General features: G+C 46.7%; 12 protein-coding genes. 1 reads left to right on the top strand and 11 read right to left on the bottom strand.

Features of this window, described 5'->3' with window-relative positions:
• Positions 1-16: 16 nt before the first annotated feature.
• The 7 genes from mutS to AF333_RS23375 all read right to left on the bottom strand — a co-directional run bounded on the left by mutS (position 17) and on the right by AF333_RS23375 (position 8,311).
• On the bottom strand, positions 17-2,737 hold the full coding sequence (mutS, locus tag AF333_RS23345; RefSeq protein WP_235356701.1) for a DNA mismatch repair protein MutS: 2,721 nt from the start codon (positions 2,735-2,737) through the stop codon (positions 17-19).
• A gap of 41 nt (positions 2,738-2,778) precedes the next feature.
• A complete protein-coding gene (locus tag AF333_RS23350; protein WP_052812329.1) occupies positions 2,779-4,224 on the bottom strand; it encodes a putative amidoligase domain-containing protein in 1,446 nt (481 codons plus the stop codon).
• Between the two features lie 83 nt (positions 4,225-4,307).
• Positions 4,308-4,862 carry an outer spore coat protein CotE gene (gene cotE / locus AF333_RS23355; protein ID WP_043067853.1) on the bottom strand — a complete coding sequence of 185 codons (555 nt, stop codon included), beginning with the start codon at positions 4,860-4,862 and terminating at the stop codon, positions 4,308-4,310.
• Between the two features lie 292 nt (positions 4,863-5,154).
• On the bottom strand, positions 5,155-5,622 hold the full coding sequence (locus AF333_RS23360; protein ID WP_043068259.1) for a RicAFT regulatory complex protein RicA family protein: 468 nt from the start codon (positions 5,620-5,622) through the stop codon (positions 5,155-5,157).
• A gap of 5 nt (positions 5,623-5,627) precedes the next feature.
• Positions 5,628-7,151, bottom strand: a complete 1,524-nt coding sequence (miaB, locus tag AF333_RS23365; protein WP_043067854.1) for a tRNA (N6-isopentenyl adenosine(37)-C2)-methylthiotransferase MiaB — start codon at positions 7,149-7,151, stop codon at positions 5,628-5,630.
• Positions 7,152-7,462: 311 nt separating this feature from the next.
• Positions 7,463-7,921: a chemotaxis protein CheX gene (locus tag AF333_RS23370; RefSeq protein WP_043067855.1), complete on the bottom strand. Its 459-nt coding sequence runs from the start codon at positions 7,919-7,921 to the stop codon at positions 7,463-7,465.
• Between the two features lie 27 nt (positions 7,922-7,948).
• Positions 7,949-8,311 (bottom strand): response regulator, encoded by a 363-nt coding sequence (locus tag AF333_RS23375; RefSeq protein ID WP_043067856.1) that lies wholly within the window; start codon positions 8,309-8,311, stop codon positions 7,949-7,951.
• Positions 8,312-8,572: 261 nt separating this feature from the next.
• On the opposite strand from AF333_RS23375, the gene AF333_RS23380 reads away from it, so the two are divergent.
• Positions 8,573-8,776, top strand: coding sequence for a hypothetical protein (locus AF333_RS23380; protein WP_043067857.1), 204 nt, complete (start codon positions 8,573-8,575; stop codon positions 8,774-8,776).
• Between the two features lie 44 nt (positions 8,777-8,820).
• On the opposite strand, the gene AF333_RS23385 is transcribed toward AF333_RS23380, so the two are convergent.
• The 4 genes from AF333_RS23385 to AF333_RS23400 all read right to left on the bottom strand — a co-directional run bounded on the left by AF333_RS23385 (position 8,821) and on the right by AF333_RS23400 (position 12,922).
• Positions 8,821-9,405: a class I SAM-dependent methyltransferase gene (locus tag AF333_RS23385; RefSeq protein ID WP_235356702.1), complete on the bottom strand. Its 585-nt coding sequence runs from the start codon at positions 9,403-9,405 to the stop codon at positions 8,821-8,823.
• On the bottom strand, positions 9,402-10,142 hold the full coding sequence (locus AF333_RS23390; protein WP_043067858.1) for an MBL fold metallo-hydrolase: 741 nt from the start codon (positions 10,140-10,142) through the stop codon (positions 9,402-9,404). Before AF333_RS23390 ends, AF333_RS23385 begins: the two co-directional genes overlap by 4 nt.
• A gap of 175 nt (positions 10,143-10,317) precedes the next feature.
• Complete coding sequence (locus AF333_RS23395) at positions 10,318-11,184, bottom strand: 2-oxoacid:ferredoxin oxidoreductase subunit beta (RefSeq protein WP_043067859.1); 867 nt, start codon at positions 11,182-11,184, stop codon at positions 10,318-10,320.
• A 1-nt stretch (position 11,185) separates the two neighbouring features.
• Entirely contained in the window at positions 11,186-12,922 is a 1,737-nt protein-coding gene (locus AF333_RS23400; protein WP_043068261.1) for a 2-oxoacid:acceptor oxidoreductase subunit alpha, read from the bottom strand.
• Positions 12,923-13,211: the final 289 nt, after the last annotated feature.

The following is a 13,211-nucleotide window of genomic DNA, read 5'->3' on the forward strand; positions in this document are numbered from 1 at the left end:
CCTCCTTGCCTATGCATTACATATGCTGCTTTAATTCAAACAAAAAGTTCATCGCCTGCATCGGCGTCATATTCAATAAATCCGCTTCACGCAATTTTTTCAATGCCTTTTCTTCCGTCTTGTTAGCTACAGGTCGCTCCGTCCTTTTCTCTTGAACAGAACGAACCGGTTCGCCAAAAAGATCGAGCTGTTCGATTTCCTCCACTATCTTGACTGCACTAGCTGGTACAGGTTCTTGTACGAGATCAAGCTGCGGTTCCGCTACCGAGGAACTTCCCTCTGGCAAACGCAGATCCTCACCCTCTGACATAACCTCCCGCGCTACTGCTCCTTCATATTCGTCCAGCAGTTGGTTGGCCCGTTCAATGATGCGTGGAGGCAGCCCTGCAATTTGAGCACAATAAATACCATAGCTCTTATCCGCCGGACCGTGAATGAGCTTACGCAGGAAAATAACATTGTCCTCCGTTTCATTAACGGCCATATGGAAGTTTTTCAGACAACCAAGCGTTGCTTCAAGATGGGACAATTCATGATAATGGGTGGAGACGAGTGTCTTACAGCCAATATCATTGTGCAGGTACTCGATAACGGCTTGTGCGATGGACATTCCTTCCGAAGTCGAGGTTCCTCGGCCAAGTTCATCAATGATGACGAGACTGCGCTCACCTGCATTCGACAACGTAACTTCAATCTCCTTCATCTCAACCATAAACGTACTCTGACCACCCACCAAATCATCCGCGGCTCCAATCCGGGTGAAAATGCGGTCGACCGGCGTTATTTGCACGAATTCTGCCGGTACGAAGCTACCTATCTGTGCCATGATGACGATAAGCGCGACCTGACGCATGTATGTGCTTTTCCCAGCCATATTCGGACCGGTAATCAACAAGATTTGCTGGTCGGTCCCAAGCTCGGTGTCATTCGGTACAAAGGGCTCGCCACGCAGCACCGCTTCTACAACAGGGTGACGGCCGTCCTGAATGACAAGCTGCCCGTCTGCTAATATCTCCGGCTTCACATATCGATTATCCTGGGCCACAGTGGCAAACGACTGAAGCACGTCTACCGTCGCTACCTGCATAGCCAACGCCTGTAACCTTTTCACCTGATGCGCGATTTTTTCTCGAATTTCTACAAACAACTGGTATTCCAGCTCCGAACGTTTTTCTTCCGCTTCCAGAATGAGTGCTTCCTTTTCTTTCAGCTCTGGTGTAATAAAGCGCTCGGCATTAGCCAGTGTTTGCTTGCGCTCATAGCGTCCCTCCGGCAACGCGGCGAGATTCGCTTTGGTAACTTCAATATAATAACCGAATACTTTGTTATATCCGACCTTTAGAGAACGAATACCCGTCACTTGCCGCTCCTGCTGTTCCAACCCGGCAATCCATTGCTTGCCTTCACGGCTGGCTGTACGCAGCTTGTCCAAATAATCGTGGTAGCCTTCTTTAATTAACCCGCCTTCTTTGATGGCGATCGGCGGGTCATCAACAATACCTGTCTCAATAATATCAATAATATCTAGGCAAGGGTCCAATCGGCCTGCCACATCCCGCAGCGCTCCCGAATCTCCCGCCAATTCGCGAAGTGTGCGTTTAAGCATCGGTATTGCTCGTAACGAAGATTTCAGCTGCACTAAGTCCCGTGGGCTTGCCGTACCATATGCGATACGTCCCGCTAAACGTTCCAGGTCATACACGTCCTTTAGGCAGGTGCGCAGTTCATCTCGTGCCAGCCACCCATCCAGAAGCGCTTGTACTGCTTCCTGGCGACGTTCAATCTCCTTTCTACTAAGAAGCGGCTTGTCAATCCAGCGGCGTAAAAGCCTTCCACCCATAGCGGTCACCGTCTGGTCCAATAGCCACAGCAGCGAGCCTTTCTTCGATTTTTCCCGAATGGTTTCTACCAATTCAAGATTGCGTCGTGTAAATTGATCGAGCACCATAAAAGCAGCCGCTTCATACAAATTCACCCGATGCAAATGATCAAGCGACCGCTTCTGGGTCTCTTTTAGATACGACAATAGGCCACGTGACGCCGCAAGCATTGTCGGAGTGCTCTCCCGTCCACTCTTCACATCACTGAACAGCGCGGTAAATCCAGCTTGTGAATCTTCCTGCATATCTATATCCACGGAACGCTTCGTTACAACTATGGAATACAAAGCCAACTGTTCAGATAACTCTTCATCTTCTGGCGTTTCTTCTCCGGTAAGCAGCACAAGTTCTGACGGGCGGTACTGCATAATCTCATCGAACAGTTGCGATTTGGTCGGCACTTCCGTTACATGAAATTCGCCGGTAGAAATATCGCATGCGGCAAGCGCAAACGCCGAGTCGCCCATAAGCGCTGAAAGCAAATAATTATTTTCTTTATCTTGCAGAAGCTTGCCTTCCATTACCGTACCTGGTGTAATAACACGGGTTACTTCCCTGCGCACTACGCCTTTAGCTTGCTTTGGGTCTTCTACCTGTTCACAAATTGCAACCTTATAGCCTTTCTCGATTAACTGGGCAATGTATGCATCCACCGAATGGTGCGGCACGCCGCACATCGGAATGCGTTCTTCGCCGCCCCCTTCGCGTCCGGTCAACGTAATCTCCAATTCCCGCGACGCAGTCAGCGCGTCCTCAAAGAAAAGCTCATAGAAATCGCCCAACCGAAAGAATAAAAAAGCATCTTGGTACTGGGCTTTGATTGCGAGGTATTGCTGGATCATGGGGGTATATTTCATAACGTTTCTTCTCTCCTGTGCTTGCGTTTTCTCTTCTTTCATTATAGCATACTGTGTTCATACGCTCGACGGAAAACAGTCGTCTCCGGCTGAAACGGTGGCAGCTTCCAGGCAGGACGGATATCCGAATATTCATCCCACTGAGTCCGGGATAAAACTTGCTGTGCAAACGGATCCAAATACGTAGCGTAGTGCGCATACATTTCCGTTTCACGCAATTCATCCCACAAGCGAGGCACGAGCGGTGCCACTGTATCACGATCGCCATGATAAAAAGCATGGTGCATCTCCGGGTCCAGGAACGGCAGTGTTCGAAGTCCCCGGTATGACACAGCGATCAGGTGACTTAATGCTAGCACACCACGTGTTACTTTAGGAGACACAAGGAAGCTCGGCAATGTCCGGTATTCAAATCCACCATGGAATTGATATCGCATATCCCCTAGTTGTCCATAGCGCGGTCTGCGGGCAAGCGAACGTGGACTTTCCAGCATAAATACAGAGAGTGCCAAATATCCGTCCAAGGCGCGCAACCATTGCGCATTTGGTACAGGACCACTGAAGTGGATATGCCCGCCCATTGGATACCCGGTCAAAGGCATACCACCCGCTACCCATTCGATATGCGGTGAACCGGTTTTTCGGATACCTGCCATCATCGTACGGTACAAATTGCGAAACAAATCTCTCGCATCGGCTGCAGGATCAGGTCGTAGCTCCGCTAACGGAAGTAGCTCCTTTGTCTCATCGCCCCGTACACAGACACGGTCACAACCAACTCGCCCTTCTTTCGGAAAACAATCGGAAGCCAGCACCAATTTTCCTGTCCGATTACGGAGTATGAATTCTATATCGGTTCCTAACATAATAGGTACATCAGATGCGCTGTACTCTCGGCGGAAATTTTCGAGGTGAGAAATAAATTTCCGGGCCAACATGCGGGTCATCCGGAAAGTGGGCGCAATGTTAAGTACCCGCATCGTTCCTTGCATGTCAACACCTAAATAAACAGCCGCAAAATCCAGCCCCAATGTGTGCACACTCTGTATTGCATATTGTTTGAGGCGGCGCATTTCTCTCATTTTCTGTTCAACTTCTATCTCTTCGTACCTGTCCTCTCCTTCTTTAACACGGTTATTCAACCAGAGACGACGTCCGGACGAACGATATAGGCTAATCATATCCTGTTGAAACACAATCGCGATATAGCGGCGAATCGTGGCAGTAGCAGACGTGTCAGCAATACTATGGGGAATTCCGCTATCAGCGAGCATTTTGGCTGTAATCGTGGAATCTGTGGCATTCTTTAACGCTTCCTTTCCGTTTAGTACCACTGTATGTCGCTCGCAAGCGGAAAGCCCTGCTTCGCCCCATTGCACTACGAAATCCGGCCGCTCAGTTACAAAGGGGCCTGACTTTCCAGGCCATAGCTCAAGCAAGGGTGCATCGGGAACATTCGCTTGACCGTACAGCAGAAAACAAGTCATACTCCAGCTTCCTTTCCTATAAAATAGGCAAAAAAGAAAAAGGGAGGATGTTCCCTCCCACGGTTATCGTTCCGCACGTGCCGTTAATCCAGGAAGGAGTCTGGATCAAGGTCTGCGAAATCGTCCAGCTCCTCAAAATCGTCAGTAAAGACATCGTCCTTTTCTTCATCACTGCAAGCATCGCAAACCAAGACCCACAGCTTCGTCTCTCCGACGATTTCTACCGCGTATTCGCGTTCTACCGTAACTACGATTCCACCGCCAGGTCTTATCTTGGCTTCTACACAGTTCGGTTCCTGCGTTACACGCGCCGTTACTTCCACATCTCCACGTAAATTCGGGTCATAGTAAGAAAGAGGAACGATTTCGACAAACTTAGCGGTATCCTTCAACACGGTGGTCTCTGTGTTGTTGTTGTAGGAATACCAGATGTTGATTTCGTACGTTCCGCTCACCTCGACTGTCTCGCCTACCTTGTCGGCCCGGTATGTGTGGTTAATTACCCAAGCCCCCAGGATAGTGACCGTTTTGTGGGATGGGGTAACGGTATGGGTGGCTTCGGAAAACTTACGTCCCCGGCCACAAACAGCTTTGGTGACGATTTCCCGAGCCTGCTTCTCTTTATTTGTACTCGACATGTTGTTACCTCCTCCATACAACGTTTCCCTACATTTGTATGCAGGGCAACCATCACGGGTGCAACATAAAGTGCTACAAGCCGCCTATATCGCCCTGATCAGCACCACAACTGATAATCCATAAATATGCAGGGCAAGCGCCTGGGGTGCTTGGGTATAAAGTATAAGCACTACGAAGACACGCGCTTGATTTCAAATAAAAACTTTCTTATACATAAAAAAGGCAGGAAACAAACGTTCCCGCCTTTTTGATTCTTTATCCTTCTTTTTTTTCTACTGTCTTTTTACGTCGTTAGTTCCCGCAACCGCTGCTTCCGCAGCCACTTACGCCTTCAGGCCTCGCCTTCGGATATCCGGTCTCATTGTACAACGGGTCACCGCCGGTAGAGACAATAATATTCTCGGACACTTTGTTGGCGATAACACTCGTAACCATCTGCAACAATTCGTTAATATCCTGCTGTGTCTGTTTGAACTCAAGCACAATCGGGATCGAATCAAGTTCGTCCTGCAGCGTATCGATTTCCTGTTCAAGTACCGGGACCTCTTCATAACGGCGGCTGTGCTCAAGTTTAACAATTTGTTTCTGTTTTTGTTTAATCTTGGCGATTAATTCTTGCACCCGGGCATTGGCGCTGATTTTTTTCTCGGCCTGCTTGAAACGCTCTACCTCTTCCGAGTTCGCGATTAGTGTGGCTAGTTCTTTGGCCTGCCCTATAATGGACGAATAATCAAATGTACGTTCCTGCTTCTCTTCCATCAGCATTACACCTCTACTTTGGCTACCACTTCACCGTATAATGTCCACGTTTGCGGCTCTGTTATTTTAACATGAATAAGTTGGCCAATACAGTCTTCCGAACCTTTAAAATGCACAATTTTGTTAGTTCGCGTACGTCCAGTCATCATCTCTGGATTATTTTTGCTTGGTCCCTCTACTAATAACTCAAGCACTTGGCCTCGTAACGCTTCATTCTTTTCACGTCCTAATCGATTCACCAGTGCAATAAGCCTCTGTAGACGGTCTTTTTTCTCTTGCTCGCTCACATTGTCTTCCATACCGGCGGCTGGTGTACCGTGACGCGGTGAATAAATGAACGTATAGGCGGAATCAAAACCTACTTCTTCCACAAGCGACAGGGTTTCCTGGAATTGCTCTTCCGTCTCTCCCGGGAAACCGACGATAATATCTGTAGTCAGCACGACATCCGGAATCGCTTCCTTAATTTTGCGCACTAACTCAAGATAGTGTTCACGCGTATACTTGCGAGCCATTTTCTTAAGAACTTCACTGTTTCCGGATTGTACCGGAAGATGGATATGCTCCACCAGATTGCCCTTCTTCGCAAGTACTTCAATTAAATGATCATCAAAATCACGCGGATGGCTTGTCGTAAAACGAATACGTGGCACATCAATTTTCCGGACTTCATCCATCAAATCACCAAAGCCATACTCTATATCCGTGAAATCCTTACCATATGCATTCACATTCTGACCAAGCAAGAAAATCTCTTTATACCCTTGACGAGCTAAATCGCGCACCTCGGCGATAACGTCTTCTGGACGGCGGCTGCGTTCCTTACCACGTGTATAAGGTACAATACAATACGTACAGAACTTATCACAGCCATACATAATGTTTACCCACGCACGTAACCCTTCTTTTCGAACTTTCGGCACATTCTCTACTACATCGCCTTCTTTCGACCATACTTCAACAACCATCTCCTTGTTGAAGAACGCATCCCGCACCAGTACAGGTAAGCGATGAATATTATGCGTACCAAAAATCAAATCGACATGCTGGTAGCTCTTAAGAATACGGTTAACTACCGCCTCTTCCTGCGACATACAGCCGCATACGCCAAGAACGAGCTCCGGCTTTTCTTTTTTAAGGTGCTTTAAACGACCTAATTCGCCGAAAACTTTGTCCTCCGCGTTCTCACGGATAGCACATGTATTAAACAGAATAACATCCGCTTCTCTCTCATCTTCTGTTGCCTCGAAGCTCATCGCCTGCAGCAAACCGGTAATCGTTTCTGTATCATGCTCATTGGCTTGACAGCCGTATGTCCGAATCAAGAACGTACGACCTTTACCTAATTCCCGCAAGTCGTCGGCTATGCCCTCAAACTCGTTGTATGCGATGCCGTTTTTCGTCCGCTTCTTTGCATCTTTCATGCTTGGCGCCGTGCCAACAAAATATTGACTATAGTCTTTCTCCTTCTTCGGAGCGGATTTTAAGTCCACGGAAGAAGATGCATTATTTTTTACTCCTTGTGTCATACGAACCTCCAAAAAATAATAGTAGAATACGATAAAAATTATACAGAACTGTGGCTTTAAAAACAAAGGAAAAGTCAACAAGCGCAAACAAAGGAATGTTTATTCTTTTTCATATATACGCAGTATTTTAGTACTTTATACTTTGTTAAATTAAGTACACTATGCTTAATCCTAAGAACAACGTGCGGACTTTACTCGTCCTTTTTCGGCAAAAAAGGGAACGGTCTGCTATGAAAGACAATGCTTGACAACACCTCGCAAGTTTTTCTTTCCTGATCATCAAAAAAGCCGCCTGACTGGCGGCTCGTTTTCTATGCTTGCTGCGCACTGATATGCACCATAATTTCATTCTCTTCTACTTGAAACGGAATGCTGATAAACTTATGTACAGAACGGAACTTGCTCTCACCTTCATTAATAATCGGCGGAGTGATGTTCACATCATATCCGTTATTTATTAATTCCGTACAACAGGCTGCTCCCACCCAGTTTCCAAATTCGGAAAATGCACTCCAGCCCATATCATCGATTTCTTGCACTTCCATACCACCAAACATTTTACCAATAATGGCACAGACCGATTCCTGTGTCATGCCAAGAATCAGGTCCACCTTCAGCGTGCCCGTCATACCTACAATGACAGATACTTGCCCGGAAAATATCGGATTCATCTGCATCGATGGCTTGCCCGGCATCACCTGCATGCCCAAATGATTTTCCAATACGCCACGCGTGCCGGATAAAATCGCATTAATCTGACTTGCCTGCATGCCTCCCCATCTCCCTACACTATATTGTTACGCAAGAACTTTTTTGATGGCTTCAATTACCCGATCTTCCTGAAACGGTTTAACGATAAAATCACGGGCACCAGCCTGAATCGCCTGTACGACCATGTTTTGCTGTCCCATGGCAGAACACATAATAATCTTTGCATTCGGGTCCATCTGACGAATAGCTTTTACCGCTTCAATACCATCCATCTCCGGCATGGTAATATCCATCGTAACAAGGTCAGGGGAAACCTGCTTGTACTTCTCTACTGCTTCCGCGCCGTTGGCTGCTTCATCGGCTACCGTATATCCATGCTTCGTCAAAAAGCCTTTAATCATCATTCGCATAAAAGATGCGTCATCTACTATCAAAATACGTTTGCTCATTTTCTTTCCTCCTTGAGCCTTAGATTCCTACTGTTCTTCTTTGATGCCTATGTTTGCCAATAATATCTTACTAGGCAATTATACCCATTTAATTGCAATGTTTCAACCAAAAAAAATACAAACAAAAATCAAAGTTAAAGTTTCGGTATATGTTTTGTTCTTGCCGCTTATTAGCTAAGCGATGAAAATATTAACACCCATGCGACTTCTCCATGCGGATATACTACACATACGCCCCGAAAAAACCTGGAGGTGACCATAATGCCAAATAACCATGACATTTTCCACAACAAACGGGACTTTGCTCGTGCCGAATTTGCTACGGAGTTGTACAAGCCACCCGGAAAACCGCGCGCCCGGGAAGCACATACGCAAGATCATCAACCAACTCCGCATAATGCCGGCTTTAAAAACATCAAAGTACCTTTTCAACAGAAAGCGGGTCTACCAGGGAACCGGGCATAAAATAAATGAGGGGCGCGCGCATGCGCTCCCCTCTTTGCTATGTATTATTTTTTCTCAATGGCCAAAATATAAGGTGGACGGTTATCTGGATTGATGTATTCATATTTCAACACAAGATATTCATGGGTAGAAAGTGTTCGTGCATAGCGTTCCAACGCTTCCGCTTCCTTCTCCCCTCCTGCATGCCCCACATAGACAACAAGCAAGACTATACCACCCGACATAAGGCGCGAGAGTGCGGATTGAACAGCTTCAAGTGTAGAATCTGCCTGTGTAATAATTTGTTTATCCGAGCCAGGCAAATATCCCAAATTGAAAATAGCTGCCTGAATCGGTTCTTCCCGTTCGGCAATATCCGTATGGGAAGCATGATGCAGCTCTACCCTGTCCTTATATCCAACGGATTCCAGGCGTACTTCTGTAGCCCGGATAGCCGAACTCTGTACATCATATGCGTGTACCCGTCCTGTATCGCCGACCAATTCTGCAAGAAATAACGTATCATGCCCATTGCCAGCGGTCGCGTCAATGACCGTGTCGCCTGCTCTTACCCGTTCCGCCAATAGCCGGTGCGCCATCTCCGTTATGCGTGGCAATCGGACTTTTTTATCTGTATTATTCACACTCACAGCTCAATCACCTGTCCAATATCCGCAAGTTGCCAGAGCCCCGTAAAACCGCCACCAGCCGCTTCTTTCTCATAAGAGGTGCGATCAATATCTGGTGACAGATGAGTAATCAAGAGCTGTTTAACCCCAAGACGTTGTGCCGTTTGCGCGGCTTCCCGTGCCGATAAATGCCCTCGTTTGCCATTAGGCACATAGGCTTCAGTGAACGTACCTTCGCAAATAAATAAATCACATCCATCAGCAAAGCCATGCCAATTCGTTTCCGGCCCTGTATCTGCTCCATATACAATCGTTTTCTTGCCATCTGTAATTTTCATTGCATAACAGAGAAGAGGATGATCCGTTCGCAGGAAAGTAAATTCAACGCCCGCAATGGTTAACGTATCGCTTTCCTTGACTGTATGAAGCTGTGTATGCTTTTGATAATTCATTTTCTTCGCCCAATCTTGTGGTTCTGCTGGTCCAAATACCGGCATCGCTCCGCTCCGCTTTCCAAAAATTTCGGCCATCATGACGCCGTACTGCAGAATCAGCATATCGCAAATATGGTCATGATGATAATGAGACAATACAACGGCCGTCAGTTCTTCGATTCGAATGTGTTTCATCAACTGCGCATAAACACCACTACCGCAATCAATTAAAATTTTCCCCTGTGCGGTTTCCAATAAATAGCCAGGAGTCGCACCTCCCGGGCCTGGAGCTGGTGATTGGTAACCCAATACAGTAAGCTTCATATTCTTCCCTTCCCTTCGGTCGGTTTTTCGTACATATAGACATAATAGCAGAAGATTGGCGTTTTTTTGCAGTAAGAAAATAGACAGGCTCGTTCTTACTTTACAGCGACACCTACTTTCTTATCCATAAAAAAACACCGATTGCCATATGGCAATCGGTGCCTGTATTGTTTGCTTACATAAATTCAGCCATAAGCTTTTGGAATTTCGCTTCTTCGATTGTCAGGTCTTGTTTTACAAGTCCTTCCTCTTTGAAGCCAGCAACCATGCTTTCGTATGAATCACGGTCTTTGTTTTGGTAAATCAGACCGTTCACCAGACCATCTGTTTCCATCAGCACACGCATTGCTGCAATGCGGTCATGCGCATCGTAGCCTTCCACGTCGCTCAGATTCTTCACATGCTCTTTGAACCAGTCGTACGTATTTACTTTGTTAAATGTAACGCACGGGCTGAATACGTTGATAAGCGAGAATCCTTTATGTTGCAGACCTTGCTCAATTAAGCTGGTCATGCCTTTCAAATCGCTGGACATCGTTTGCGCCACGAAAGTTGCACCAGCTGCAAGCGCTAGCTCAAGCGGCTTCATGGACGGCTCGATGGAGCCTTTCGGTGTAGACTTCGTTACGAAGCCTTCAGCCGAACGCGGAGATGTTTGCCCTTTTGTCAGGCCGTAAATTTGGTTGTCCATAACAATATATGTGATATCCATGTTGCGACGAATCGCATGGATGGTATGACTCATGCCAATTGCAAAACCGTCTCCGTCACCACCAGATGCGATAACTGTTAGTTCACGGTTTGCCATTTTCAGACCTTGCGCAATCGGAAGCGAACGTCCGTGAATACCGTGTACACCATATGCATTGATATAACCGGAGATACGACCGGAACATCCAATACCAGAGACAACGGCGAGATTTTCAGGTTCAAGTCCTACGCTTGCTGCGGCGCGCTGAATCGCTGCTTGTACAGAGAAGTCGCCGCATCCTGGACACCAGTTTGGTTTAACACTATTGCGGAAATCTTTAAATGTTGCCATCTTACAACAGCTCCTTGCATTTATTGTAGATTTCGCCAGGGAGGAATGGATTACCATCATACTTCAGAACACTGTTGATTTTCTCGGCCATTCCTACGTGCAGTTTGAGCTGGTCTGTCAATTGACCTGTTGCATTGTGCTCGATAACGACTACTTTTTTCGCTTTCTCCATCAGTTCCTTCATTTCGGCTGCAGGGAATGGATGAATCAAACGAACATGAGCCTGATTTACTTTTACGCCTTCAGCAACAAGACGTTCTTTTGCTTCAGAAATCGCACCACGAATACCGCCCATAGCTACAACAAGCAAATCCGCTTCTTCATGCGGAGCATCTTTGTATACCGGCGTATCCACTTTTAAATTATCAAGCTTACGCAGACGTTTATCCATTTGTTTCACACGGATAACCGGGTCCTCTGTCGGACGTCCCGTATCTGTATGCTCAACGCCTGTCACGTGATGAATTCCGTGTTTTTGTCCTGGAATAACACGTGGCGAAATACCGTCTTCTGTTACTTCATAGCGCTTGAACATTTCGCCTTCAGTTTCTGGAAGCTCCTGTCCGCCCATGTATTTACCACGACGGATTTCTACGCGGCTCTGATCAAGCGGCTCTACTGTCTGCTTACCAAGAGACAGCTGTAAGTCTGTCAACAAGATGACAGGGACTTGGTACTCTTCCGCAATATTGAATGCTTCTACCGCATCATAAAATGCTTCTTCTGCCGTACTTGGTGCCAGTACCACTTTCGGAATTTCACCATGTGTATTATAAATCATTGCGTTTACGTCAGATTGCTCTTGTTTGGTCGGCATCCCTGTGGATGGACCACCACGCTGCGTATTAACAACAACGAGCGGTGTTTCTGTAATACCTGCAAGCCCAATCGCTTCGGCCATCAGAGAAAGACCAGGACCTGCAGAAGCAGTTAATGTACGAACACCACCGTAGTTAGCACCGATAGCCATCGTTACGGCAGCAATTTCATCCTCAGTTTGAATGACGGTACCACCGAATTCAGGCAGCTTCTTAACCAGATATTCCATTACCTCGGAAGCCGGAGTAATAGGATAAGCCGGCATGAAGCGGCAACCTGCGGCAAGTGCACCCATTGCGATAGCGTCATTTCCGATCATGAACATGCGCTTCTTGCCATCTGCGGCTTCTAAACGCAGGTCTTCAATCGGACCGCCTGCTTCTTTATTTACATACTCGGCACCGCGTGCGATTGCCTCCATATTTTTCTCAACCACTTTTTGACCTTTCTTACCAAACAACTCTTCCACCACTTCTGTGAAGGATTCAGCCGGCAGGCCTAAAAGGGCACTGGAAGCACCAATCGCTACCATGTTTTTCATAAGAGACGTTCCGAGTTCCTCGGCAATCTCAGTAAAAGGTACAGAGAACAGACGAACGTCCGCTCCTTCAGGCGCTTTCGGATTGAACTTGGCATCTCCAATGATAACGCCGCCTTTACGAAGCTCCGGGCTATTCACATCGATTGTCTCTTGGTCAAATGCCACGAGAATATCGAGGTTGTCCGAAATTCCGCCCAGCGGCTTTGTGCTTACGCGAATCTTGTTATTCGTATGACCACCTTTAATGCGGGAAGAAAAATGGCGGTAACCATACAAGTAATACCCGAGACGGTTCAGCGCAATCGCGAAAATCTCGCCCGTACTGTCAATCCCTTCACCTTGCTGTCCTCCAACTTTCCAGGAAAGTTGACTAATCATGAACTCCACCCCTTCAAAGACGATAGATTGCTCGTTCTCTTCAGCTGAAAAGTGTACCATTTCTTAAACAGATACACCACAGTTTTGAGCCCTCTTCCATTTGTCAGGTCACCTACTATATATGTATCTATTTAAAAAATATGAACAAATTGTGTACTTCAAACTTTATTCATTGTAGTCCTCTCTACTATAAAAAGCAACCCTTCACCAAACATTTCTTGAATAAAATTACCGTTCTACGATATGCCTGAAAAAAAACTGAAAAAAACACCTACTAGGCGTTTAGAAT

Source organism: Aneurinibacillus migulanus (genome assembly GCF_001274715.1).
Lineage (GTDB): Bacteria > Bacillota > Bacilli > Aneurinibacillales > Aneurinibacillaceae > Aneurinibacillus > Aneurinibacillus migulanus.